Origin of the sequence: Thalassovita aquimarina (genome assembly GCF_018219815.1) — a bacterium.
Lineage (GTDB): Bacteria > Pseudomonadota > Alphaproteobacteria > Rhodobacterales > Rhodobacteraceae > Thalassobius > Thalassobius aquimarinus.
On record NZ_JADMKU010000008.1, the window covers coordinates 133,822 to 157,475 of the forward strand.

At 62.3% G+C, this 23,654-nt stretch carries 26 protein-coding genes; 15 read left to right on the plus strand and 11 right to left on the minus strand.

Annotated elements, in window-relative coordinates; genetic code table 11:
* Positions 1–17: 17 nt before the first annotated feature.
* The 10 genes from IT775_RS10980 to IT775_RS11025 all read left to right on the plus strand — a co-directional run bounded on the left by IT775_RS10980 (position 18) and on the right by IT775_RS11025 (position 10,310).
* Entirely contained in the window at positions 18–458 is a 441-nt protein-coding gene (locus tag IT775_RS10980) for a tellurite resistance TerB family protein (protein WP_212701152.1), read from the plus strand.
* 160 nt (positions 459–618) lie between these two features.
* Positions 619–1,395, plus strand: coding sequence for an ABC transporter ATP-binding protein (locus IT775_RS10985; protein ID WP_212701153.1), 777 nt, complete (start codon positions 619–621; stop codon positions 1,393–1,395).
* 47 nt (positions 1,396–1,442) lie between these two features.
* On the plus strand, positions 1,443–2,153 hold the full coding sequence (locus IT775_RS10990; RefSeq protein WP_212701154.1) for a transporter substrate-binding domain-containing protein: 711 nt from the start codon (positions 1,443–1,445) through the stop codon (positions 2,151–2,153).
* Positions 2,154–2,242: 89 nt separating this feature from the next.
* Complete coding sequence (locus IT775_RS10995; protein WP_212701193.1) at positions 2,243–3,127, plus strand: ABC transporter permease; 885 nt, start codon at positions 2,243–2,245, stop codon at positions 3,125–3,127.
* Entirely contained in the window at positions 3,124–3,930 is an 807-nt protein-coding gene (locus IT775_RS11000; protein ID WP_212701155.1) for an ABC transporter permease, read from the plus strand. The genes IT775_RS10995 and IT775_RS11000 overlap by 4 nt, the downstream gene beginning before the upstream one ends.
* 196 nt (positions 3,931–4,126) lie before the next feature.
* Positions 4,127–5,461: a glutamine synthetase family protein gene (locus tag IT775_RS11005; protein WP_212701194.1), complete on the plus strand. Its 1,335-nt coding sequence runs from the start codon at positions 4,127–4,129 to the stop codon at positions 5,459–5,461.
* Between the two features lie 78 nt (positions 5,462–5,539).
* A complete protein-coding gene (locus IT775_RS11010; RefSeq protein ID WP_212701156.1) occupies positions 5,540–6,223 on the plus strand; it encodes a type 1 glutamine amidotransferase in 684 nt (227 codons plus the stop codon).
* The gene (locus IT775_RS11015) at positions 6,216–7,574 is read left to right on the plus strand and encodes a glutamine synthetase family protein (RefSeq protein ID WP_212701157.1); all 1,359 of its coding nucleotides are present in this window, start codon (positions 6,216–6,218) and stop codon (positions 7,572–7,574) included. The genes IT775_RS11010 and IT775_RS11015 overlap by 8 nt, the downstream gene beginning before the upstream one ends.
* Before the next feature lie 80 nt (positions 7,575–7,654).
* Positions 7,655–8,959: an NAD(P)/FAD-dependent oxidoreductase gene (locus IT775_RS11020; RefSeq protein ID WP_212701158.1), complete on the plus strand. Its 1,305-nt coding sequence runs from the start codon at positions 7,655–7,657 to the stop codon at positions 8,957–8,959.
* 133 nt (positions 8,960–9,092) lie between these two features.
* Positions 9,093–10,310, plus strand: coding sequence for a DegT/DnrJ/EryC1/StrS family aminotransferase (locus tag IT775_RS11025; protein ID WP_212701159.1), 1,218 nt, complete (start codon positions 9,093–9,095; stop codon positions 10,308–10,310).
* Positions 10,311–10,405: 95 nt separating this feature from the next.
* Here the strand turns inward: IT775_RS11025 and IT775_RS11030 are convergent, their stop codons facing one another.
* From IT775_RS11030 to IT775_RS11045, 4 genes are all read right to left on the minus strand, one after another.
* A complete protein-coding gene (locus IT775_RS11030) occupies positions 10,406–11,371 on the minus strand; it encodes a LysR family transcriptional regulator (protein ID WP_212701160.1) in 966 nt (321 codons plus the stop codon).
* Between the two features lie 4 nt (positions 11,372–11,375).
* Entirely contained in the window at positions 11,376–11,942 is a 567-nt protein-coding gene (gene phaR, locus IT775_RS11035) for a polyhydroxyalkanoate synthesis repressor PhaR (RefSeq protein WP_212701161.1), read from the minus strand.
* Between the two features lie 133 nt (positions 11,943–12,075).
* Positions 12,076–12,519, minus strand: coding sequence for a phasin family protein (locus IT775_RS11040; RefSeq protein ID WP_212701162.1), 444 nt, complete (start codon positions 12,517–12,519; stop codon positions 12,076–12,078).
* A 129-nt stretch (positions 12,520–12,648) separates the two neighbouring features.
* Positions 12,649–14,442 carry a PHA/PHB synthase family protein gene (locus tag IT775_RS11045; protein ID WP_212701163.1) on the minus strand — a complete coding sequence of 598 codons (1,794 nt, stop codon included), beginning with the start codon at positions 14,440–14,442 and terminating at the stop codon, positions 12,649–12,651.
* 133 nt (positions 14,443–14,575) lie between these two features.
* Here IT775_RS11045 and phaZ point away from each other — a divergent pair, with 133 nt between their 5' ends.
* Entirely contained in the window at positions 14,576–15,850 is a 1,275-nt protein-coding gene (gene phaZ / locus IT775_RS11050; protein WP_212701164.1) for a polyhydroxyalkanoate depolymerase, read from the plus strand.
* 102 nt (positions 15,851–15,952) lie between these two features.
* Here phaZ and IT775_RS11055 read toward each other — a convergent pair whose 3' ends face one another.
* The 4 genes from IT775_RS11055 to IT775_RS11070 form a co-directional block, all read right to left on the minus strand.
* A complete protein-coding gene (locus tag IT775_RS11055; protein ID WP_246525496.1) occupies positions 15,953–16,153 on the minus strand; it encodes a hypothetical protein in 201 nt (66 codons plus the stop codon).
* Between the two features lie 41 nt (positions 16,154–16,194).
* A complete protein-coding gene (locus IT775_RS11060; RefSeq protein WP_212701166.1) occupies positions 16,195–16,908 on the minus strand; it encodes an alpha/beta fold hydrolase in 714 nt (237 codons plus the stop codon).
* Between the two features lie 58 nt (positions 16,909–16,966).
* Entirely contained in the window at positions 16,967–17,401 is a 435-nt protein-coding gene (locus IT775_RS11065) for a VOC family protein (RefSeq protein WP_212701167.1), read from the minus strand.
* 70 nt (positions 17,402–17,471) lie between these two features.
* Positions 17,472–18,227, minus strand: coding sequence for an alpha/beta fold hydrolase (locus IT775_RS11070; protein ID WP_212701168.1), 756 nt, complete (start codon positions 18,225–18,227; stop codon positions 17,472–17,474).
* A 178-nt stretch (positions 18,228–18,405) separates the two neighbouring features.
* Between IT775_RS11070 and IT775_RS11075 the strand changes: the two genes are divergently transcribed.
* Complete coding sequence (locus IT775_RS11075; RefSeq protein WP_212701169.1) at positions 18,406–19,734, plus strand: SCP2 sterol-binding domain-containing protein; 1,329 nt, start codon at positions 18,406–18,408, stop codon at positions 19,732–19,734.
* 3 nt (positions 19,735–19,737) lie between these two features.
* The gene (locus tag IT775_RS11080) at positions 19,738–20,229 is read left to right on the plus strand and encodes a winged helix-turn-helix transcriptional regulator (RefSeq protein WP_212701170.1); all 492 of its coding nucleotides are present in this window, start codon (positions 19,738–19,740) and stop codon (positions 20,227–20,229) included.
* A gap of 135 nt (positions 20,230–20,364) precedes the next feature.
* Here IT775_RS11080 and IT775_RS21590 read toward each other — a convergent pair whose 3' ends face one another.
* Positions 20,365–20,823 carry an Lrp/AsnC family transcriptional regulator gene (locus IT775_RS21590; protein ID WP_343231136.1) on the minus strand — a complete coding sequence of 153 codons (459 nt, stop codon included), beginning with the start codon at positions 20,821–20,823 and terminating at the stop codon, positions 20,365–20,367.
* A gap of 158 nt (positions 20,824–20,981) precedes the next feature.
* On the opposite strand from IT775_RS21590, the gene IT775_RS11090 reads away from it, so the two are divergent.
* Positions 20,982–21,863 (plus strand): branched-chain amino acid aminotransferase, encoded by an 882-nt coding sequence (locus IT775_RS11090; RefSeq protein WP_212701172.1) that lies wholly within the window; start codon positions 20,982–20,984, stop codon positions 21,861–21,863.
* Between the two features lie 11 nt (positions 21,864–21,874).
* Here IT775_RS11090 and IT775_RS11095 read toward each other — a convergent pair whose 3' ends face one another.
* Together IT775_RS11095 and IT775_RS11100 are read right to left on the minus strand one after the other, a co-directional pair.
* Positions 21,875–22,333 (minus strand): GNAT family N-acetyltransferase, encoded by a 459-nt coding sequence (locus tag IT775_RS11095; RefSeq protein ID WP_246525499.1) that lies wholly within the window; start codon positions 22,331–22,333, stop codon positions 21,875–21,877.
* Entirely contained in the window at positions 22,330–22,959 is a 630-nt protein-coding gene (locus IT775_RS11100) for an NAD(P)-dependent oxidoreductase (RefSeq protein WP_212701173.1), read from the minus strand. Before IT775_RS11100 ends, IT775_RS11095 begins: the two co-directional genes overlap by 4 nt.
* Positions 22,960–23,045: 86 nt before the next feature.
* On the opposite strand from IT775_RS11100, the gene IT775_RS11105 reads away from it, so the two are divergent.
* Positions 23,046–23,633 (plus strand): TetR/AcrR family transcriptional regulator, encoded by a 588-nt coding sequence (locus IT775_RS11105; RefSeq protein WP_212701174.1) that lies wholly within the window; start codon positions 23,046–23,048, stop codon positions 23,631–23,633.
* The last annotated feature ends 21 nt before the right edge of the window (positions 23,634–23,654 follow it).

Below are 23,654 nucleotides of genomic sequence, written 5' to 3' on the forward strand. Positions count from 1 at the left end.
CGTCCTATATGCCTCTCATGTTTGCAGATTTCCTGAAACGGCTGGTGCAACCGGCCCCCGCCCCGCTGAGTGACGGAGACGCCCGGTTGGCACTGACCGCGCTGTTGGTCCGCGTCGCCCGTTCCGATGGCCATTACGCCCCCGAAGAAATCGCCCGGATCGACCGGATCGCCGGCACCCGCTTCGGCCTTGACCTGGCCAGCGCGCAGGGGCTCCGCCGGGACGCCGAGGCGCTGGAAGCCGAGGCGCCCGATACCGTCCGCTTCACCCGCGCGATAAAAGATGCCGTCACCTATGAAGACCGGATCGGCGTGATCGAGGCGCTGTGGTCGGTGGTGCTGGCCGACGGGACACGCGACGCGCACGAAGACTCGCTGTTGCGGATGGTATCAAACCTGCTGGGCATCAATGACCGCGACAGCGCCCTTGCGCGCCAAAGGGTAGAAAAAGCGGGCTGAATTCCGCCCGTCGATTGGTGACGCGAGTGACATTTTGCGGATGACCCAAGGTCAATTTGACCGATTCCCGGCCAAAATTGCCGAATTGCAAGTTGCACAGAATGTTTTTTTCGGTCCTATTCTTTGCTCTGAACAGGGACAAAACGAATAAGGGACGCACTTGTCGGACCAGGCTCCAGTCATTGAAATTCGCGGCCTGCACAAGGCCTACGGCTCGCTCGAGGTGATCAAGGGCGTCGATATCGTCGCGCACAAGGGCGACGTGGTATCGCTGATCGGATCTTCGGGATCCGGCAAATCCACCATCCTGCGCTGCGCCAACCTGCTGGAAGACAGCCAGCAAGGCGACATCCTGTTCAAGGGCGAACCGGTGAAATGGAAAGGTGCGGGGCTGGCGCGGCAGCCGGCCGATCCGAAACAGGTGCTGCGCATCCGCACGAACCTCAGCATGGTGTTCCAGCAGTTCAACCTGTGGGCCCATATGACCATCCTGCAAAACGTGATGGAAGCGCCGATCACCGTTCTGGGCCGCGACCGGGCCGAGGTGGAACAGGCCGCGCGCCGTTATCTCGACAAGGTCGGCATCGGCGACAAATGCGATGCCTACCCGGCGCAGTTGTCCGGCGGGCAGCAGCAGCGCGCGGCAATCGCCCGGGCGCTGTGCATGGAACCCGAGGCGCTTTTGTTCGATGAACCGACCTCGGCGCTGGACCCGGAACTGGAACAGGAAGTGATCAAGGTGATCAAGGACCTGGCCGCCGAAGGGCGCACCATGCTGATCGTGACCCATGACATGAAGATGGCTTCGGACATTTCCAGCCATGTCGTTTTCCTGCATCAGGGCCTGATCGAGGAACAAGGCCCGCCCGCCCGGCTTTTCGGCGCCCCGGAAAGCGAGCGGCTGAAACAGTTCCTTTCGGCCACCGTCCACGCCTGAGGCGGGGACGACGGCCATTCAGAATGAAAATCAAACGGGAGAGTTTAATGAAAAACCTGATTATCAGCACCGCAGCGCTGGCCCTGACCGCCGGTATGGCGATGGCCGACACTGTCCGTCTGGGCACCGAGGGCGCCTACCCTCCGTACAATTTCATCAATGACAGCGGCGAAGTGGACGGGTTCGAACGCGAACTGGGCGACGAGCTGTGCAAGCGCGCCGAACTGCCCTGTGAATGGGTCACCAACGAATGGGATTCGATCATCCCGAACCTGCTGTCGGGCAACTACGACGCCATCATCGCCGGCATGTCGATCACCGCCGAGCGCAAGGAAGTGGTGAACTTCTCGCAGGGCTACACCCGCCCGTCGCCCTCGGCCTATGCAGCCCTGTCTGCCGACGTGGACCTGAAAGGCGGCGTGGTATCGGCCCAGGCCTCGACCATCCAATCCTCTCACGTGGCCTCCTCCGGCGCGACCCTGGTGGAATTCCCCTCGCCGGATGAAACCGTCGCCGCCGTGCAATCCGGTGAAGTCGACGCGGTGATGGCCGACAAGGACTTCCTGCTGCCGATCGTTCAGGAAACCGAACTGGAATTCGTCGGTGACGACGTCTTCCTCGGCGACGGCATCGGCATGGCCTTCCGCCAGTCCGACGACGAACTGCGCGGCAAGTTCGACGCCGCCATCGCCTCGATGAAGGCGGACGGCTCGCTCAACGCGCTGCTCGACAAATGGGAAATCGAAGGCAAGTTCTAAACGCCCTAGGGTGAGGGGGAAGGCGATCTTCCCCCTTTCACCGCTCTCTGATCACTTCCACGAATCCGCACGCCCAAGCGAGGCCCGCCATTTTCAGCTACTGCGCAGATCCCGACACGTTGTCCGGCCTGAGCTGGCTTTCGTGCTATCTCACCACCGGCAAGCACATGTCCTTCTACCTGTCTTTCGGGACGGTGCTGATGCTTCTGGCGATCACCGCACCGGTGGCGCTGGCATTCGGCTTCGGCGGCGCGATGGCGGCGCGGTCGCATTTTCTGCCCGTCAGCTGGATCGGCAAGACCTATATTGCCATCGTCCGCGGCGTGCCCGACATCGCCTTCTTCCTGTTCTTCGTGATCGCCTTCGACCAGGCGATCGAATGGGTCCGGCACAAAACGCTGTGCCCCGACTGGACCGACCCGATCCGGCAGGGCAACGATTTCGTGGTCTGCGACGCGGCCAAGGCGCCGCTGTCGACCGCCGCGCAATGGGTGCATGAGGTCTATGGCTTTTCGCTGGCGGTCTTCACGTTCGCGATCGTATTCGGCGCCTTCGCCGCCAATGTCCTTTATGGCGCGATGCGCGCCGTTCCCCGCGCCCAGATGGAAACCGCCGAAGCCTATGGCATGACCCACCGGCAGGCCTTCTGGCGCATCCTGGTGCCGCAGATGTGGGTCTATGCCCTGCCCGGCCTGTCGAACCTGTGGATGGTTCTGATCAAGGCGACGCCGCTGCTGTTCCTGCTGGGGGTCGAAGACATCGTTTACTGGGCCCGCGAACTGGGCGGGTCCAAGACCGCCAAGTTCACCGATTACCCGCATGGCGACTGGCGGATGTGGTATTTCCTGGCGTTGCTGGTGTTCTACCTGCTGTTCACCAAGGTCTCCGAAGTGGTGCTGGAACGGCTGATGGTCCGTCTCAGCCACGGTCAGGCGACGCAGGCCGGCGAGAAGCAGAGAAAGGCCGAGGCATGAGCTGCTGGATCACCATTCAGGATTATGCCCTGCGGTCGGTCGGCATCGGCGAACGGTTGCTGCCGAAGGAAGACTTCACCCTCTGCCAGCAATTCACCTTGATCGGGTCGGGGATGATCTGGAACGTCTATTTCGGCGCCGTTGCGCTGCTGGCCGGTTTTTTCCTCGCCACCGCCTTGGCCCTTGGCAAGAACGCCGATAACCGGTTGCTGCGCAAACCGGCGGAATGGTTCATTTTCATCTTCCGCGGCTCGCCTCTCTTCATCCAGTTCTTCTTCGCCTATTTCTTGTTTCTCAGCCTGAAGCAGGTCTCGCCCGTCTTCGCTCCGTTCACCGCCGCATGGCTGGGGGCCTTGGTGACGCTCTTCTTCAACACCGCCGCCTATTCGGGCGAGATTTTCTACGGTGCGCTGCGCTCGGTGCCCAAGGGCGATCTGGAAGCCGCCGACGCCTACGGGTTTTCGGGCTGGAAGAAGTTTCGCAAGATCACATGGCCGACCATGCTGCGGCTGGCCTGGCCGGCCTACACGAACGAGGCGATCTTCCTTTTCCACGCCACCACCCTGGTGTTCTTTTCCGGCTTCCCAGCCTGGCGCCAGAAGGGCGATGCGCTCTACTATGCCAACTATTTCGCCGACAAGACCTTCAATCCATTCATCCCCTACCCGATCCTGGCGGGCTACTTCGTCCTGCTGACACTCGTCATCGTGTCGCTATACGGCCTGGTGAACCGGCGACTGAACCGGCACCTGCCGCAGGGAGTGCGGAGAAAAATTCGCTTGCGCCCGAACTTGATCCGGTAGTAAACAACATTTGATCAAAATATTCGGGTGATGGTTTGACTGGAATTCATTCCAAGCGAACTGGCTACAACCCCTCACGTATATTTTGATCAAATAATTAGGACCAAGGGCATGGACCTGACGCGCAAACGCCCCCCAATCCCGGGGCTTGCGTTTCCCGTACGGGCACGGCCTCATCAGGCGTATGACGATGAATATGAAGAACTGGCTTAGAAAGCATCCCGAGGTACGCACCATCCGTGTGGCCGCCGCCGACCTGAACGGGCAGCCGCGCGGCAAGCGCGTCCCGACGCGGTTCGCCGACAAGGTGGTCGAGGATGGGACCCGCTTTCCCTATTCCGTGCTCAACCTCGATATCTGGGGCGAAGACATCGACGACAGCCCGCTGGTGTTCGAAAGCGGCGACCGCGACGGCGTGCTGAAACCGACGGCGCGCGGCTTCGTTCCGATGCCGTGGTTGTCGGCGCCGACCGCGCTGTTGCCGATCTGGATGTTCAAGGAAGACGGCCAGCCCTATGATGCCGACCCGCGCCAGGCGCTGAACACGGTGCTGAAGCGCTACAAGAAACGCGGCCTGACACCGGTGGTCGCGGTGGAGCTGGAATTCTTCCTGATCGACGATTCCGGACGCAACTTGCAGGTGCCGATCAGCCCCCGATCCGGCAAGCGCCGCAAGGCCGCCGAAACCCTGTCGATCCGCGCGCTGGACACTTTCGACAGTTTCTTCACCGACCTCTACGACGCCTGCGAGGAAATGGACATCCCCGCCGACACCGCGATTTCCGAGGCCGGGCTGGGCCAGTTCGAAATCAACCTGATGCATTGCGACGACGCGCTGCGCGCGGCCGACGACGCGTGGCTGTTCAAGATGCTGGTCAAGGGACTGGCACGCAGCCACGGCTTTGCCGCCAGCTTCATGGCCAAGCCCTACGAAGATTACGCCGGGTCGGGTTTGCATACGCATTTCTCGGTGCTGGACGAGGACGGCAACAACGTCTTCGACGATGGCGGCCCGAAAGGCACCGACACGCTGCGCCACGCGGTGGCCGGGTGCCTGAACGCGATGGCCGACAGCACGCTGATCTTCGCGCCGCACTGGAACAGCTATGACCGCATGGTGCCGGGCGCACACGCGCCGACCGGCATCTGCTGGGCCTATGAAAACCGCACCTCGGCGATCCGCATCCCGTCGGGCAGCCACAAGGCGCGGCGGATCGAACACAGGCTGGCGGGCGGCGACGTGAATCCCTACCTGATGCTGGCGGTGATCCTCGGCGCGGCGCTGAACGGCATCGAGGACGGGCTGGAGCCGCCCGAACCGATCACCGGCAACGCCTATGCGCTGGACCTGCCGCAGGTCCCCGACACCTGGGGGGTGGCGATCGACGCCTTCGAGCAGAGCGAGGCGATCAAGCGCATTTTCGCACCCGAACTGATCCAGAATTTCGTCCTGACCAAGCGGCAGGAACTTCATTACATGGGCGACCTGACCCCGGCGGAACGGGTGGAGATCTACCTCGACACGGTCTGAAGGGGCCGTCGCGCCCCCTTGCCGCACTCCCCCGCCCCACTTACGTTTACTTTTCAGCCATCGACAATTTGGTGACCAATGAAAATCGGTATCCTGCAAACCGGCCATGCCCCCGACGAGGTGAAAGACGAGTTGGGCGATTACGCCCGCATGTTCGCCACTCTTCTCGAAGGGCATGGATTTGAATTCGAAACCTTCAACGTGGTGGACAACGAATTCCCCGCCTCGGTGGACGCCGCCGACGGCTGGCTGATCACCGGATCGAAACACGGGGTCTATGAACCCCACGACTGGATTCCGCCGCTGGAAGACTTCATCCGCAAGGTCCGCGATGCCGGCCAGCCGATGGTCGGCGTCTGTTTCGGCCACCAGATCATCGCCCAGGCGCTTGGCGGCAAGGTCGAGAAATTCGAAGGCGGCTGGGCCGCGGGGGCGCAGGAATACGATTTCGACGGCGAACAGATGGTGCTGAACGCCTGGCACCAGGACCAGGTGGTCGAGGCGCCCGAGGGCGCCGAGGTCATCGCCAGCAACGATTTCTGCGCCTACGCCGGGCTGGTCTACGGCGACACGATCCTGACCGTGCAGCCGCATCCCGAATTCACCGCCCGGATGATCGAAGGCCTGTTGCAGCACCGCGCGCCCGGCGTGCTGCCCGAGACGATGATCAACGACCTCAAGACACGGGTCGACCAGCGCCTGAACGACCGGGATTTCGGCGACAGAATGGCAGCTTTTTTCAAAGGAAAATCCGATGAATGATTTAATGCAAAGCCTGCCCGAAGCGGCGCAGGCCTATCTCGATGGCCGCCGTCTGGACGAAGTCGAATGCATCGTTTCCGACCTGCCCGGGATCGCCCGCGGCAAGGCGGTGCCGGCGTCGAAATTCGCCAAGCAGGATTACTTTCACCTGCCGGATTCGATCTTCTTCCAGACCATCACCGGCGACTGGGGCGAAGCCGCGGGCGAGGAAGGCTTCATCGAACGCGACATGATCCTGCGCCCCGACATGAGCACCGCCACCGCCGCTCCCTGGACCGGCGACTGGACGCTGCAGGTGATCCACGACGCCTTCGACCGCAAGGAAGCGCCGATCCCTTACGCCCCGCGCAACGTGCTGAAACGGGTGGTGGACCTGTATCACAAACAGGGCTGGGACCCGGTGGTGGCGCCGGAAATGGAATTCTACCTTGTCGCTAAGAACACCGATCCGGCCCAGACGATCCAGCCGATGATGGGCCGTTCGGGCCGTCCGGCCGCGGCGCGGCAGGCCTATTCGATGACCGCCGTCGACGAATTCGGCCCGGTGATCGACGACATCTACGATTTCGCCGAGGCCCAGGGCTTCGAGATCGACGGCATCACCCAGGAAGGCGGCGCCGGCCAGCTGGAAATCAACCTGCGCCACGGCGACCCGGTGAAGCTGGCCGACGAGGTGTTTTACTTCAAGCGGCTGATCCGCGAGGCGGCCCTGCGCCACGATTGTTTCGCCACGTTCATGGCGAAGCCGATCGCCGAGGAACCGGGCAGCGCCATGCATATCCACCATTCGGTGATCGACATGGAAACCGGGACCAACCTGTTTTCCGGCCCCCAAGGTGGCGAAACGGACGCGTTTTTCCATTTCATCGGCGGCTTGCAGAACTACCTGCCCGCGGCCACCGCGATCCTGGCGCCCTATGTCAATTCCTACCGCCGCTACGTGCGCGACCACGCGGCGCCGATCAACCTGGCCTGGGGCCGCGACAACCGCACCACCGGCATCCGCATTCCCCTGTCGGGCCCCGAGGCGCGGCGTGTGGAAAACCGGCTGGCGGGGATGGATTGCAATCCCTACCTGGGCATCGCGGCCTCGCTGGCCTGCGGGTACCTGGGACTGATGGAGGAGAAGCGCGCCGGTCCCAGCTTCAAGGGCGACGCCTATGAGGACGAGGCCGAACTGCCCCGGGTGATGGGCGAGGCCCTGGACCTGTTCGAGGAGGCCGAAGCGCTGCACCAGGTGCTGCACCCGGATTTCGCCCGGGTCTATTCGATCATCAAGCGGACCGAATACGAGGAATTCCTGCAGGTGATCAGCCCCTGGGAGCGCGAGCATCTGCTGCTGAACGTCTGATGCATGACGAGTGGCGCGCCTCACGGCGCGGCAAGGGGGCGCTGCCCCCGGGATATTTGTGAAAAGAAGAAGGGCCGAGGATGAACCTGCTGTATTCGAACGACCGCAAGGGCGAATATCCCGCGAGTTGGTACGCGGCGACTGCAAATGCGTTGGAACCCTTTCCTGAGCTGACCGGCGAGACGCGGGCGGATGTCTGCGTGGTGGGGGCCGGCTATACCGGGTTGTCAGCGGCGCTGCACCTGGCCGAGGCGGGGCTCGACGTAGTGCTGCTGGAGGCGCACCGGGTGGGTTTCGGCGCCTCGGGGCGCAATGGCGGCCAGCTGGGCAGCGGCCAGCGCCGCGACCAGGAGGAGCTGGAGGCGATGTTCGGGCGCGAGGATGCGCACCGGCTTTGGGACCTGGGCGAAGAGGCCAAGCAGCTGGTGCGCGACCTGGTCGCGAAACACGGCATCGATTGCGATCTGAAACCCGGCATCGCCTGGACCGGGTTCGGCCAGCGCGAGACCCGGCACCTGCATGAATATGCCGAACTGATGCAGCGCGACTATGGCTATGATCAGATTTCGGCGCTTACGCCCGAGGAATGGTCGGGCATCTGTCCCTCGCCCGCCTATGACGGGGCGCTTCTGGACATGGGGGCCGGTCACCTGCATCCGCTGAACTTCGCGCTCGGGCTGGCCCGGGCCGCGGCCAAGGCCGGGGTGCGGATTTTCGAGCGCAGCGAGGTGACCGGGATGCAGGAAGGCGCCAAGCCGGTGGTCAGGACCGCGCAGGGACAGGTCAGTTGCGATCATGTCGTTCTGGCCTGCAACGGCTACCTGGGCGGGCTGAACGACAAGGTGGCGGCGCGGGTGATGCCGATCAACAATTTCGTGGTGGCGACCGAACCTTTGGGCGAGGATGCGGCCAAGGTTCTGAGCCGCGACATCGCGGTCTGCGACAGCAAGTTCGTGGTCAATTACTTCCGCATGTCGGCCGATGGGCGGCTGCTGTTCGGGGGCGGCGAAAGCTATGGCTACCGCTTCCCGCGTGACATCGCCGCGACGGTGCGCAAGCCGATGTGCGAGATCTATCCGCATCTTCGCGACGTGAAGATCGATTACGCCTGGGGCGGCACCCTGGCCATCACCATGAAGCGGCTGCCCTATGTGGCGCGGCTGGCGCCGAATATCCTCAGTGCCTCGGGCTATTCCGGTCATGGCGTCGGCACCGCCACCCATTGCGGCATGCTGATGGCGCGTGCGATCCAAGGCGATGCGGAAGGGTTCGGTACCATGTCGGCGCTGCCCGCGCCGGGCTTCCCCGGCGGGCGAGCGCTGCGCTCGCCCCTGCTGGTGCTGGCGATGAGCTGGTACGCGATGCGCGATCACCTGGGGCTGTAGGGCATCCTCGCAAAACAGCCATAACAAGCGCAAAACCGCCCTGCCGGGGCGGTTTGTCATGGCAATTTCATTTTCCTTGTGGTCAAAATGGCTTTAAGAAAAACCGAAGAAGACATTCAGGAAAGCCGAAAATATGACTTTGCCGCCCAATGTTTACGATGCCGAACCGATCCCGGAATCGGCCCGCGCCGAAATCGAACGCCTGCTGCAAACGGGTGACCTGTTCCGTTACACCGCACCGGAAAACGCGCCGGTGTCCTTGCTGGAACGCGAATTCGCCGACATGCTGGGCAGCAAATACGCGCTGGCGGTGTCGTCCTGTTCGGCGGCCCTGTTCCTGTCGCTGAAGGCGCTTGGCCTGCCGCGCGAGGCGCGGGTGCTGATCCCCGCCTTCACCTTCGCCGCCGTGCCGTCGTCGATCGTGCATGCCGATTGCGTGCCGGTCCTGGCCGAGGTGAGCGAGAATTACCGCATCGACATGGCCGATTTCGACGCCAAGCTGGACGATACGATCAGCGCGGTGATGATCAGCCACATGCGCGGGCATACTTCGGACATGGATGCGATCGTGAAGCTGTGCGAAGAACGCAACGTGCCGCTGATCGAGGACGCGGCGCATTCGCTGGGCACCAAGTGGCACGGGCGAAACATCGGCACCATCGGCAAGATCGGCTGTTTTTCCTTCCAGAGCTACAAGTTGTTGAATTCCGGCGAGGGTGGCATCCTGATCACCGACGATGCCGACATCCTGGCCCAGGCGACGATCATGTCGGGCGCCTATGAACATAACTGGAAAAAGCACCTGGCGCGGAACGCGGAAGATGCCGAGGCGCTGCAGGCCGCCTTTGCCCGCTGGCAGAACAAGCTGCCGCTGTACAACCTGCGCCTTGGCAACCTGTCGGCGGCCATCGTGCGGTCGCAGCTGGCCGAGGTGCCGCGCCGCATCACTGACGGGCGGCGCAACCACGATTACGTCGCCGAAAAACTGAACCTGTCGCCCTGGATCAACGTGCCGGACAAGCTGGGCCCGGAGGAACGCGCGCCGGATTCGATCCAGTTCAACCTTGTCGGCATGGCGGAAAACGAAGTGCGGGCGTTCCAGGATGCCTCGGCGGCGCGCGGTGTGAAGGTGCAGGTTTTCGGGCTGAGCACCGACAATGCGCGCGCCTTCTGGAACTGGGAATTCCTTGGCAAGGCGCCATCGCTGCCGCAGACCAAGGCGATGTTGATGAAGGCCTGCGATGCCCGCCTGCCCGCCCGGCTGACCCTGCCGGAACTGGACGTGATCGCCGAGGCGCTGATCAAGGCGGCGCAGGACGTGATGGGCAACACCCGCGCCTTCGGGACCTGAAGACAGCGGTTTGAATTGACTGTTCGGGGACCGGTGGAGGGCCGCGCCTTTTCATCCTTCCCGAACAACGCCCTGCCCCGTCACGGGCAGACCGGTCACAGGATTTCCAGAACCCCCGCCATGAACGGATAGGCCTTCACCGCCGGTTCAACCACCTGATGCTTAAGCACCGGTTTCAATTCGGCGGCCACCCGTGCGGGCATGTTCTGCAGGGTGCCCTTGCGCGCGACCAGCGATATCCGCCGCGACAGAGGTTCGAACGGCAGTTCGAAGACATCAAGCTGATCGGCGAAGCGCCGCGCCCGCATCAGGGCCAGCGGGGTCAGGATGGTCCAGCCCGTACCCTGCGCCACCAGCGCCAGGATCGCATGATAGCTGTCCAGTTCGAACCGGTGCGCCAGCGTCAGGTTCTGCCGCGCCAGGTGCGCAGACAGGATCCGCCCCATGTGGTGACGGGTGGTGTAGTGCACCAGGGGCAGCGCCTGCAGTTGCGGCAACACCGGCCGCGCCTGATCCACCGCCCCCTTGGGGGCGGCCACGACGAAGCCTTCGGACAGCAGCGGGTGCACCTCCATCCACTCGGCCTCGCCGCCCATGTCGGCCGCGACGATCACGTCCAAGGCCCGCGCGTCGAGTTGATCGTAGAGGTGATGGCTGGCCCCGGTTTCCAGCAGGAACTGGCAGCCCTTCATTTCTCCCGCCAGTTTGGTCAGCAACCGCGGCGTCACGTCGGTTTCGAAATCCTCGATCATGCCCAGGCGGAACCGGGTCAGTGCCGACATGTCGGCCATCGCCAGTTCGGCCCGCGCCAGCGCGGCTTCGTTGAGGATGGCACCGGCGCGGCGGCGGAAAATCTCGCCCGCCGGGGTCAATGCGACCGGCCGTGTGTTGCGGATCAGAAGGGTAGCGCCGACCGCAGCTTCGAGGTTGGTCAATTGCTGGCTGACGGCCGAGGCGCTGGCCCCAAGTCGCCGCGCTGCGGCGGAAATGCTGCCTTCTTCGGCGGTGGCGACGAAAACCTCGACCCCCCAAAGCGTGATCCGGCCGGGGCTGTCCACCATGCGCTTACTTGCTCATCTTGCTCAGCTTGTCCTGCAGTTCGGCCAGCTGTTGCTTGATCGCATCAAGGCCCTCTTCTTCGCCCTCTTTCGCCTTTGCCCGGTCCTCTTCGGGTTCAGGGCTACTCCAGGCGCCGGACAGGCCGCTGGTCATCGCTTTCAGGAACGCTTCCTGCTGTGCCTGCAACGCTTCGAAGCCGGGCATCGGAGGCACCGGGCTGGCCTTGGTCATGTTTTCCATCATCTTGGATTGACCTTCCTGCAGCATCTCGAAGGACATCTGCAGGAATTGCGGCACCATCGAGCCGGCCTGACTGGAATAGGTGCGCACCAGATCGGTCAGCACATTGACCGGCAGCACGTTTTCGCCGCGGCTTTCGTGTTCGGCAATGATCTGCAGCAGGTATTGCCGGGTCAGGTCGTCACCGGATTTCAGATCGACGATCTGCACCTCGCGGCCCTCGCGGATGAAACCCGCGATATCTTCCAGCGTGACATAGTCGCTGGTTTCGGTGTTGTACAAACGGCGACTGGCATAACGCTTTATCAGCAGCGGTTTTTTTTCGTCAGCCACGGGTGGTCCTCCCAAAATGCAGCATTGCGGAAAAAGCTTATGCTAGCGCAGAAAAAAAAGAAAGGGCGGGCTTTGAAAGCCCGCCCTCGCGACGCATCTGATTGGGAGGAGATGATGCGGCGGTCTTAACTGCTTACTTCGCGGCGGCTTTCTTGGCCGCTGCGGTGGCGTCCTTGGCGGCTTTCTGAACCGCGGCCGACGCTTCTTCGGTCATGTCTTTGCCGGCAGCCATCAGCAGTTCGACGGTTTCGGTCTGCAGCTTCTTGGCGATCTCGGCGAAGGCGGCCATGTTTTCGGCGGCGGTTTCGGCCGAAGCGGAGGCGAAATCGCTCAGCGCCTTGGCGTAATCGGCCGGTTCATCCTTGACCTTGGAGACGTCGCTCAGCTTGGTCAGGGTGTCCTTGGTCCACTTGCTGGAGATCTCCGACGATTTCTCAGCGGCCGACAGCGCCGCCGTGGTCAGCTTTTCGTTCAGGGCCGCCTGGGTCTTGAACGCATCTTCAACGGCCTTGGTGTCGACCGGGAACGCGCCCATCATGTCTTTCATGATCGCGGTGAAATCTTGAGTTTTTGCCATTGTTCCAAATCCTTTTTTGCAACCGGGCCCCCCGGTGTCTCTGCATCTGCAAATAATATGCATGCTGCAGCGCAGCAAATCAAGATAATTTGCTGCGCTGCAGAATATTTCTGGGGTTATGCAGGGAATTCAGATGCTTGCCTTGACCTTCACATAGGTCCCCGGGGCCGGGGCAAGCGCAGGATAGCCCGAATCACCGGGGGTCCGGGCCGGCACCATCTTGCCCGACCGCTTGCGCAGCCAGCTTTCCCAACGTGGCCACCAGCTGCCATCGTGGTGGGTGGCGCCGGCCATCCAGCCATCGGCGTCCAGGCTCAGGTCGTCATTGGTGTAATGACCGTATTTGTTCTTCGAAGGCGGGTTCACGATCCCGGCGACATGGCCGGATTCCGACACGATGAAGCTACGGTTCTTCGAACCGGTCTGCTGGAAGCCGCGATAGCAATCCTTCCAGCGCGCGATATGGTCATTTTCGCAAGTGATCGACATGATCGGAAGGTCGACATCGCTGACATGCAGCTTCTCGCCCAGCAGTTCGAAGCCGCCTTCGACGAATTCGTTGCGCTGGCACAATCCGCGCAGATACTGCATCACCATCCGCCCCGGCAGGTTCGACCCGTCGCCGTTCCAGTAAAGCAGATCGAAGGCCGGCGGCGCCTCGCCCAGCATGTAGCTGCGGATCGCGGGACTGTAGATCAGGTCGTTCGAGCGCAGGAAACTCATCGTGCGCCCCATGATGAAGCCGCGCAGGATGCCCTGTTTTTCGACCTCCACCTCGATCCCGTCGATGAAATCGTTCTGCAGGAAGGGGGTGAATTCGCCCTGATCGCTGAAATCGGTCAGCGCAGTGAAGAAGGTGGCGGACTTGATCGACTTGTCACCGCGCTTCTTCAGCAGCGACAGCACCAGGTGCAGGGTGGTACCGGCGATGCAATAGCCCACCGCGTTGACCTGCCTTTCGCCGGTGATGTCCTTGGCGACGCGGATCGCCTCAAGAAATCCTTCCTCTATATAATGCTCCATCCCGATGTCACGGTAGCTGGGATCGGGGTTGAACCAGCTGACAACGAACAGCGTGTAGCCCTGTTCCGTGATCCACTTGATCAGGCTGTTCCGCGCGGTCAGGTCGAGGATGTAGAACTTGTTGATCCAGGGCGGGAAGATCACCAGCGGCGTTGCGTGGACCTGATCCGTGGCGGGCGCGTATTGGATCAGTTCCATCATCCGGTTGCGATACACCACCTGCCCCGGGGTGGTGGCGACGTTGCGGCCCAGTTCAAAAGCGCTGTCGTCGGCCAGCCGGACCAGCATTTCGCCCTGGTTGGCCTCCAGGTCCGCGACCAGGTTTTCCAGCCCCCGCACCAGGCTTTCGCCCTCGGTTTCCACCGCCTTTTCCAAAGCGTCGGGGTTGGTGCCGAGGAAGTTGGTCGGCGCCATCATGTCGATGATCTGCTGCGCGAAATAATTCAGTCGCTTGCGCTCGGTCTCATCGAGGTCCTGTAATTCCCCCACCGCCGTGCGGATCGCATCGGCGTTGCGCATGTATTGCTGCTTGACGAAGTTGAAATAGGGGTGAGTTTTCCAAAGCGGATTGGAAAATCGCCGGTCGTCGCCGGTTTCATCTTGCGGCGCCTCAAAGGTTCCCTTGGCCAGCGCCTGCTGTGCCTCGATGTAATGCTTGACCGACTTGCCCCAGAATTCCAGCTGATTTTCAAACAGCTTCGAGGGGTTTTGCGCCATCTCGGCCCAATAGGCCGTTGCCGCATTCAGGAACACATCCTGGTCGGGGGCATTCAGCGTCGGATTGGCGGGGTTGCGTTGGGAAACCGCATTGAGAAACCGCTTGGAAAGCTCTTCAACCCGGGCAAGGTTTTCGTTGAGCCGATCAAGATTTTCGAGCGCGACGTCCTCTTTTGTTGTCATATTAATAAAACCCCCCTATCTTTGCTGCCGTGCAGCATTGGTAATGTGGTACTCGATGAAGCGTTGTCGCTGACGCAGCGGTGCATGGCGATGGCTGGGTTTGGTGAGGCACCGTAGTATAAAGGAAACGCTCATGCGCTACATGGCCACCTACGATCTTATGGAAACTTTCCGTAACACGAACCAATGGTTGGGTGCCTCCGCCCTGTCGCTTGCATCCTACCCGGTTTTTTCGATGGTGCCAAACCCCGCCTTGCAGTGGATGGCGGCCTGGGGCGAAGTGACCGAACGTACTTTCCAACGCATGGTCGTCAAACCCAGCTGGGGCATCCGGTCGATCACCTGCGAAGACGGCAAGGATCATCTGGTCAGCAAGGAAATCGTGGTCGAGGGCGATTTCGGCGACCTGATTCATTTCAATGTCGCCGGGCGCAAGACCAAGCCGCGCAAGGTGCTTCTGGTTGCGCCGATGTCCGGTCATTATGCCACCTTGCTGCGATCCACCGTGCTCAGCCTGCTGCCCGATTGCGAAATCTACGTGACAGATTGGCATAATGCGCGCGACATCCCCGTGTCGGCCGGCAAGTTCGACGTGGAGGATTACACGCTCTACCTCGTCGACTACATGAAACACCTGGGCCCCGACACTCACGTGATCGCGGTCTGCCAGCCGGCGCCTTTGACGCTGGCCGCCACCGCCTATCTGGCCGGTGAGGAACCCGAGGCACAGCCGAAATCGCTGACCCTTATCGGCGGCCCGATCGATCCCGATGCCACCCCCACCGACGTGACCGATTTCGGCAACCGCGTCACCATGGGCCAGCTGGAAGAGCTGATGATCCAGCGGGTCGGCTACAAGTACAAGGGCGTGGGGCGGCTGGTCTATCCCGGGCTGCTGCAGCTGGCGTCGTTCATGTCGATGAATGCCGACCGCCACAGCCAAGCCTTCACCGATCAGATCCACCGGGTGATGAAGGACGAAGCCGCCGATCACGATGCCCATAACCGGTTCTACGACGAATATCTGGCGGTGATGGACATGACCGCCGAATTCTACCTGTCGACGGTGGAACGAATCTTCAAGAACGGCGAGATCGCCAAGAACGAATTCACCATCAACGGCAAGCATGTCGATATCGGCAAGATCACCACGGTGGCGGTAAAGACGGTCGAAGGCGCGAATGACGACATTTCCGCCCCCGGCCAATGCATCGCGGCGCTGGACCTGTGCACCGGCCTGCCCGACGCCAAGAAGGCCAGCCACGTCGAACCCGGCGCCGGCCATTACGGCATCTTCGCCGGCAAGAGCTGGCGCAACAACATCCGGCCGTTGGTGCTGGATTTCATCGACGCCAACAGCGGCACGGGTAAGTCGAAGCCGGCCAACAAGAACGCCGCCGCGCGCTGAGCGGGGCAGTCGGACGAAACAATCGGCGGGGCCTGGGCCCCGCCGTTTTCGTTTGCGGTTTTGGAAGCCGGGCCAGCGGCCTTGTTCCGGGCCTGAGCAAATTCAGTCCCCTCGCCTGCCCTTCCACCAGTGGTGCAGCGCCCGGCAGACCGGCACGACGTCCAGCGCCGCGATGGCGACGCCCAACGGGAACATCCAGAAACCGATCACCGGCAGGAACCCGAACAGCCCCGCCACCATCAGCAACAGCCCGATCAGCAGCCGCAGCCCCGGCGGAATGTGGCGGCGGGTCCAGATCTGCATCCGCCGGACCTGCCGTATCACCTTTGATTTGCCCTTGCCCTTCATGCCCTTTGGACGGCGGGCCGCGCCATCCAGCGGCGCAGCGCTGCGGTGACCGCGCCGGGCTGTTCCAGCACCGGCAAATGACCGGCGCCGGGAATGATTTCCAGTTCCGCATAGGGGATCAGATCGGCCATGAAACGATGCCGCTTCACCGGGGTCAGCCCGTCCTCTTCACCGCAGAGGACCAGCGCCGGGCATTTGCATTTGCGCAGGGTCGGTTGCTGATCCTGGCGGCGCTGCAGCGCACGGACCTGACGCACGAAAACGTCCGCCCCGATGTCCCGGGCCATGTCGAAGACCGTGTTCAGAATCGCCATCCGCCCCGGCCCCGGGGCCAGGAATTCGGGTTTCATGAAGTCGCGCATCGCTTCGTCCAGTTGGCCCGACCGCGCCTTGCTGATGAAGGGTTCATACATGGTCGCGGATTGCGGCGTTTCGGCCAGCGCGTTGGTATCCATCAGCGCCAACCGGGCGACCCGGTCGGGGGCGCGGCGCAGGATTTCCATCGCCACGATGCCACCCATCGACAGCCCCGCCAGCGCGAATTTTTGGGGCAGCACCTCAAGCAGGCTCGTGGCGATATCCTCGATCGTTTCGCCTTGTGTGATCGGCGCCACCGTCACCGCGTGGTCGCGGCTCAGGTCGGCAAGCTGCGGCGCGAACAGCCGAGCGTCACACATCATGCCGGGAAGGAATACCAAAGGGTCTGTCATCTGCCTGCTCCGCTGCATGCCTTTTGGTCAGAATTCGGCGCGTGGGCACGGCTGTCAATCACTTCTCGCCATACCCCTGCCAGCGGAACGCACCGTCGTCACGCAATGGCGAAAACGGGTTGTGGGCGATTTCCCAGACGTGGCCGTCAGGATCCGCGAAATAGGCGATATAACCGCCCCAGAACACTTCGTGCGGTTCTTTCAGAATGCGCGCGCCCGCCGCGCGCGCGGCCTCGGCCACGGCATCGACCGATGCCTTGTCACGCTGGTTGCAGGCCAGCGTCATCGCGCCGGTGCCCAGGTCTTCGGGCGCAAGCCCCATGTCGCGTGCAAGATCGGCCTTGGGATAGAGCCCCAGCGATTGCCCCAGCAGGTCATAAACGATGATGCCTTCGAGCGTTTCTTCCCGCTGCCATCCCAATGCGTCATAAAATGACGTGGAACGGTCCAGGTCATCAACGGCAAGGGTGATAAGGGAAACGCGCTGCTCCATGAATACTCCAATCCGAACAAGATAATTGCATCAAAACGCGGGCCAACGGCCCAATTTCAAATGCCAGCCATCAACCCCGGCCCCGGGCCAGCACTGTTTCCACCGATTTTTCGATCAGCGACAGGCATTCGGGGTCGGAAAACCGGTGATCGGCCCCTTTGACCAGCGTCAGCCGAATATCGTCGCCATCGACATGATTCAGCAACCGGATCGCGGTCTGCGTCGACACCGCGGTGTCGGCCGTTCCTTGCAGGAAGCGCACCGGGAATTCCATCCGCAGCGGCGTGTGCAGCACCAGCCGTTCGCGCCCTTCCTCTATCAGCCGCTTGGAGATGATGTAATCCTCGTCATAATCCGACGGCATGGTGACAAAGCCCTTTTCCTCCAGCTCAGCCTTTTGCGCGTCGGTGAAGCTGGCCCAATAACCATCCTCGGTGAAATCGGGGGCGGCGGCGATGGTGACCATACCGGCAATCCGGTCGGGGATCGCGCGGGCCAGCAACAACGCCTGCCAGCCGCCCATCGAACTGCCCACCACCACGATTGGGCCTTCGGTCAGCTGATCGACCACCGCCAGCGTGTCTTCGTGCCAGTCGCCGATCGCGCCCTCGGCAAAGCTGCCCGAGCTTTCACCGTGGCCGGAATAGTCGAAACGGACATAGCCCAGCCCCTTCGCCTTGGCCCAGGCTTCCAGATAGACCGCCTTGGTGCCTTCCATGTCCGATTTCAGGCCGGAACAGAACAGAATCGTCGGCCCTTGCCCCAGGGTTTTCCGATAGGCGATCCGGCGCCCCTGCGGCGTGGTCAGAAAATGTGCGTCACTCATCCGTGTTCCTCCTGTCTTGCCGCGACTGTGCCGCAAGACTGCGGCAGGGAAAAGCCCCGCAGCACCAGTTTACCCCGTCCGGCGGGCTGATTTTTCCGCAACGTCACGACGATGAATCCTTGCCCGGAACGGATGCGCGCAATTAACTCTAATAATCAGAGTTACTATGGAGTCGACGATGAGACTGGACGATCACCCCACCGTCAGACGCGCCCGCGAAAAAGCGGTCGCGGCACAACCCGCGCCGCTGCTGTCGGCGGAATGGCTGAAGGAACTGGCGCTGCGCCATGGCGCGGCGGATGCCGGGTTGGTGGAGGTGTCGCGCCCCGCCATCGCCGATCAGCTGGACTACATCCGCGATGTCTTTCCGCAAACCAAGACGCTGCTGGCAATCTGCGCGCGGATGAACCGCGAACCGGTCCGTTCGCCGACCCGGTCGGTGGCGAACCAGGAATTTCACACCGTCTATGACGATGTGAACCACATCGCCCGCGCCATCGTCACCGAACTGTCGGACCTGGGCATCCCCGCCTGCAACGCGGTCGCCGCCTTCCCGATGGAAGCGCAAGCCCCCGGCCGCACCTGGACGGTGGCGCACAAACCCATCGCGGTGGAGGCTGGGCTGGGCAAGATGGGGGTGCATCGCAGCGTGATCCACCCCAAGCACGGATCGTTCATATTGCTCGACACCATACTGATCGGGGCCGAGGTGGAAGCCTATGACCAGCCGCTTGACTACAATCCCTGTCTCGGCTGCAAGCTCTGCGTCGCGGCCTGCCCGGTGGGGGCGCTGAAACCCGACGAAAGCTTCGATTTCCTTACCTGTTTCACCCATAATTACCGCGATTTCCTGGGCAACTTTAACGACTTCGTCGATGCGGTGGTGGAATCGAAGGACATGAACACGTACCGCAAGCGGTTTTCCGATCAGGAAACCACGTCGCTGTGGCAATCGCTGTCGTTCAAACCGGGCTACAAGGCGGCCTATTGCCTGGCTGTCTGCCCGGCGGGCGAGGATGTGATCAATCCGTTCCTCGAAGACCGGCCCGGCTATGTGGAAAAGGTGGTGAAACCGTTCCAGGACAAGGAAGAAACGCTCTACGTGCTGCCCGGGTCGGATGCCGAGGGCTATGCCAGGAACCGCTATCCGCACAAGGACATCAAGCGGGTCAAGCGGGCGGTGCAGACGCGTTCGGTCGCGTCCTTTCTGGCGCAGCTGCCGCTGGCCTTCCAGCGCGGCCGTGCCAAGGGGCTGAACACCACCTATCACTGGACCTTCACCGGCGCCGAAGAAATCGAGGTCACCATCAGGATCGCGGATCGCAAGCTGCAGGTCACCCCGGGCCATCATGGCGATCCCGATGTCAGGATCACCGCGGATGCCAAGACGTGGACACGGGTGATCAATCGGCAATACAGTATGATCAACGCGCTGGTCCTGCGGAAAATCCGAGTCAAGGGCGACATGAAACTGTTCCGCGCTTTCGGGCGCTGTTTTCCGGGCTGAGAGATGGTGAAAGCAAAATCCTTTTCCGGCATGGCCTGTTCGGTCGCCGGCGCGATCGAGGCAATCGTAGACCGCTGGGGCGTGTTGATCCTGCGCGACCTGATGCTGGGGCTCAGGCGCTATGACCAGCTGCAGAAATCCACCGGCATCCCGGCACAAACCTTGTCGAACCGGCTGAAGCAGCTAGAGGCGTCGGGGTTGGTGATCAAGCGCCGCTACCAGGACAAGCCCCCGCGCGACGAATACCGGCTGACCGAAAAGGGCCGCGATCTGTGGCCGGTGCTGACCGCCTTGCGCGAATGGGGCGACCGGTGGGAAGCCCACGGCGCCAAGGGCGTTCCGCTGGAACTGCGCGACAAGACGAGCGGCCACCCGCTGCGTCTGGAACTGTGCGACAGCGTTACCGGGGAACGCGTTGCCCTGGAAAAGGCCGCGCCCTGCCCCGGCCCCGGGGCGGATGACGCGATGCGGTTCCGGCTGGGGCTCACCGACTAGGGGGCAGAGTTCCGCAACGCGGGCCGCGCTGCGACGCGAAGGACAGCCCCGGACTAGGGCGGGGCGGTCTTAGGCTGACCGGTGTGCAACCGGGCGGGTGATCTGATCGATGCCCGCCTTTCACGCCATGGACATTCAGGGCACAACCGAGATTTCGTTCTTGTAGCACCGCAGCGAAAAGCTCGACCTGGACTGACGGATGCCCTTCAGCTTGTAGAGCCGTTCACGCAGGAATTTCTCGTAGCCCCGCGTGCCACTGACCACCACCTTGGCAAAGATGTCGAAATCGCCGGACGTCATCCGCACTTCCAGAACCTCGGGAAACCGCGCCAGCGCTTCGCAGACCGCTTCGACCTCGACCCCTTCATTGCGCTCCATCGCCAGTTCCAACAGCACCGTTTCCGGCACTCCCAGGGCATCATGATCGATGCGGGCGCCATACCCCTTGATAACCCCGGAATTTTCCAGCCGGCGCAGCCGTTGCCAGCACTGACTGGCCGACAAGCCCACCTTTTCGGCAAGCTCGGCATTGGTCTGGCGTCCATCACGGGCCAGTTTGCGCAGGATACGCAGATCGGAGTCGGAGAGCTTCACCACCGCACCTTCAAAATTTTCATCGGCATTTAAATATCATTACAAAATTTTCTTTCAACTATCACGGATTATTTCCCGTATTTGACAGGATATTTTCCCCGCATTTGATAAACTTCGTGCAGACGGCTTACGGAACGCAGCAATCGCGGGAGGATCACATGGCGATTGGCAACGGCAAGATCACAACCTGGTTTGAAGGCGACTGGCACGACGGCAACACGCCGATCATCCGCGCCGCCGATCACGTCGCATGGCTGGGCAGTCAGGTGTTCGACGGCGCGCGCATGTTCGAAGGCGTCCTGCCCGATCTCGACCTGCATTGCGCCCGCCTGCCCCGTTCGGCGCAGGCGCTTGGCATGATCCCCACCATCACCGGCGAAGAAATCGCCGCGCTGGTGCGCGAAAGGGTGAAGACGTTTCCCAAGGACGCGGAGCTGTATATCCGCCCGATGATGTGGTCTCGCGACGGTGGTCCCGGCCTGATCGAGCTCGATCCCGACAGCACCGCCTTCGCGATCTGTATCGAGGAAATGGCGATGCCCTCGATCGAAGGATTTTCGCTGACCGTGGCGCCCTATTGCCGCCCGCGTCAGGACATGGCGCTGACCGAGGCCAAGGCGGGATCGCTTTACGCCAACAACGGCCGCATCATGGCCTATGCCCGCCAGCGCGGATTTTCCAACGCGCTGTCGCTGGATATCGACGGCAACGTAGCCGAAACCGCGTCGACCAACGTGTTCGCGGTGCGCGACGGCGTCGTGTTCACTCCGGTCCCCACGGGCTGTTTCCTCAACGGATTGACCCGGCAGCGGGTGATCAAGCTGCTGCGTGAAGACGGGGTCGAGGTGATCGAAACCTCGATGACGGTCGAAGACTTCCGGCAAGCCGACGAAATTTTCGCCACCGGCAATATCGCCAAGGTGATGCCTGTCTCGCGCCTGGACGAGCGCGAACTGGGCATCGGGCCGGTATCGATGCGAGCGCGCGAGCTGTACTGGGATTTCGCCCACAGCCCGGCGCAAAGCCACAGTGCTGCCTGACAGACCGCCCCTCAGAACAGCAGTTTGTAGCCCACGTGGCTTGGCTGAAATCCCAGGGCGTCATAGAAATCATGCGCGCCCGTTCGGGCTGCGTCCGATGTCAGCTGCACCAGACTGCATCCCTGCGCGCACGCCTTTTCAATCGCCCATTCGAACATGAACCGGCCGATGCCCTGCCCGCGCACTTCGCGTGCAACCCGGACCGCTTCGATCTGGCCGCGCCAGGCGCCGTGACGGGCAAGCCCGGGCAGGAAACTCAGCTGCAGTGTGCCGATCACCTTGCCACCGCGATCCGCGACGGCGAGGAAATGCGAGGGGTCGCGGTCGATGGCCTCGAACGCGCTGCGATAGGTCGCGTCCATCAGCCCGCTTTCCCGCCCCTGCCCCAGCGGATCGTCGGTCAGCATCGCGACGATCCGGGGCAGGTCCGCCGATACGGCCCGGCGCATCACCGTGTCCGCGCCGGTCAATTGGAAATCCCCACGGCACGGCCCAGGTAACGCTTTTCGCGCAACTGGCGGCTCAGGAAACCTGCTAGGTCCGCGCGCGCGATCTTCAGCGACAACCTGCGTTCAGTGGCCGGGAAATCTTCCTTGAACGTCCCCAAAGCGGGACCGTCAGTAAAGGCGCTTGGCCGCACGATGGTCCAGTCCAGACCACTGGCCCGGACCAGTTGTTCCTGCAATTCGTGATCCTTGAACACCGGCTTCAGCAGCATCCCGAACATGATCCGTTTCCAGAAGAAATTCAGGTTGCCCCAGCTTTCATGCGCGCCCAGCGTCGATTGGCAGATCAGCCGCCGAACCCCGTGTTCGTGCATCGCCTGGATCACGTTCATCGTGCCGCGCGACCGGATCACGCTTTTGCGCGATGTGCCCGCGCCCAGCGTCACCACCACCGCATCGTGGCCTTTCACCGCCTCGGATACCGCCTGCGGGTCCATCGCATCGCCCGCCTGCAAGGTCAGGGCATCGGCCCGGATGGCAAGTTTTTCCGGCCAGCGGGCAAAGGCCGTGACCTGATGTCCATCGGCCAGCATCTGCTTGACCGCCAAACGGCCGACGCTTCCGGTCGCCCCGAAGATAATCACTTTCATCTGTCTGTCCTTTCGGATCGTTCAAAACCACACAGCTTGACACGGCGTCAAGTTGACAGCACGTCAAGTAAGCGTAAGTTGACATCATGTCAAGACAGAATCAGAAAACCCGCGATCGCATCCTCACCGCCGCCTGGCAGCTTCTCGAATCCGGCGGCACCGTCCGGATGTCCGATATCGCCAAAAAAGCCGGGATCAGCCGGCAGGCGCTTTACCTGCACTTCCCCACACGGGCCGATCTTCTGGTTGCCACCACCCGGCACCTTGATCTTGTGAAAAACGTAGACGAACGCCTTGCGGCCAGCCGGGCGGCCGCATCGGGCCGCGAAAGGCTGGCCCTGTTCGTCGAGGCATGGGGCAATTACATCCCCGAAATCTATGGCGTGGCACGCGCCCTGATGGCGATGGAAGACAGCGACGAAGAAGCCCGCAACGCCTGGGCCGACCGGATGCGCGCGGTCCGCGAAGGGTGCGCCGCCGCCGTCATGATGATCGAGGCCGACGGGCTGCTCGCACCGCATCTGAGCCGGGATACGGCGACGGATCTGATCTGGACCCTGCTGTCGGTCCCCAACTGGGAACGTCTGCGGCTGAACTGTGGCTGGTCGCAACAGGCCTATATCGCAGAAATGAAACGGCTGACCGAGGCGGCGATCATCGCGCCCGGCGGCTGAGAATTCGCCCCCGTCCCTTCC

Bases quoted from the DNA above. Each gene is read 5' to 3' on its own strand.
- IT775_RS10980 (WP_212701152.1), top strand. From the start codon at position 18: ATGTTTGCAGATTTCCTGAAACGGCTGGTGCAACCGGCCCCCGCCCCG.
- IT775_RS10990 (WP_212701154.1), top strand. From the start codon at position 1,443: ATGAAAAACCTGATTATCAGCACCGCAGCGCTGGCCCTGACCGCCGGT.
- IT775_RS11000 (WP_212701155.1), top strand. From the start codon at position 3,124: ATGAGCTGCTGGATCACCATTCAGGATTATGCCCTGCGGTCGGTCGGC.
- IT775_RS11005 (WP_212701194.1), top strand. From the start codon at position 4,127: ATGAAGAACTGGCTTAGAAAGCATCCCGAGGTACGCACCATCCGTGTG.
- IT775_RS11010 (WP_212701156.1), top strand. From the start codon at position 5,540: ATGAAAATCGGTATCCTGCAAACCGGCCATGCCCCCGACGAGGTGAAA.
- IT775_RS11015 (WP_212701157.1), top strand. From the start codon at position 6,216: ATGAATGATTTAATGCAAAGCCTGCCCGAAGCGGCGCAGGCCTATCTC.
- IT775_RS11020 (WP_212701158.1), top strand. From the start codon at position 7,655: ATGAACCTGCTGTATTCGAACGACCGCAAGGGCGAATATCCCGCGAGT.
- IT775_RS11025 (WP_212701159.1), top strand. From the start codon at position 9,093: ATGACTTTGCCGCCCAATGTTTACGATGCCGAACCGATCCCGGAATCG.
- IT775_RS11030 (WP_212701160.1), bottom strand. From the start codon at position 11,371: ATGGTGGACAGCCCCGGCCGGATCACGCTTTGGGGGGTCGAGGTTTTC.
- IT775_RS11040 (WP_212701162.1), bottom strand. From the start codon at position 12,519: ATGGCAAAAACTCAAGATTTCACCGCGATCATGAAAGACATGATGGGC.
- IT775_RS11045 (WP_212701163.1), bottom strand. From the start codon at position 14,442: ATGACAACAAAAGAGGACGTCGCGCTCGAAAATCTTGATCGGCTCAAC.
- phaZ (WP_212701164.1), top strand. From the start codon at position 14,576: ATGCGCTACATGGCCACCTACGATCTTATGGAAACTTTCCGTAACACG.
- IT775_RS11055 (WP_246525496.1), bottom strand. From the start codon at position 16,153: ATGCAGATCTGGACCCGCCGCCACATTCCGCCGGGGCTGCGGCTGCTG.
- IT775_RS11060 (WP_212701166.1), bottom strand. From the start codon at position 16,908: ATGACAGACCCTTTGGTATTCCTTCCCGGCATGATGTGTGACGCTCGG.
- IT775_RS11065 (WP_212701167.1), bottom strand. From the start codon at position 17,401: ATGGAGCAGCGCGTTTCCCTTATCACCCTTGCCGTTGATGACCTGGAC.
- IT775_RS11070 (WP_212701168.1), bottom strand. From the start codon at position 18,227: ATGAGTGACGCACATTTTCTGACCACGCCGCAGGGGCGCCGGATCGCC.
- IT775_RS11075 (WP_212701169.1), top strand. From the start codon at position 18,406: ATGAGACTGGACGATCACCCCACCGTCAGACGCGCCCGCGAAAAAGCG.
- IT775_RS11080 (WP_212701170.1), top strand. From the start codon at position 19,738: ATGGTGAAAGCAAAATCCTTTTCCGGCATGGCCTGTTCGGTCGCCGGC.
- IT775_RS11090 (WP_212701172.1), top strand. From the start codon at position 20,982: ATGGCGATTGGCAACGGCAAGATCACAACCTGGTTTGAAGGCGACTGG.
- IT775_RS11100 (WP_212701173.1), bottom strand. From the start codon at position 22,959: ATGAAAGTGATTATCTTCGGGGCGACCGGAAGCGTCGGCCGTTTGGCG.
- IT775_RS11105 (WP_212701174.1), top strand. From the start codon at position 23,046: ATGTCAAGACAGAATCAGAAAACCCGCGATCGCATCCTCACCGCCGCC.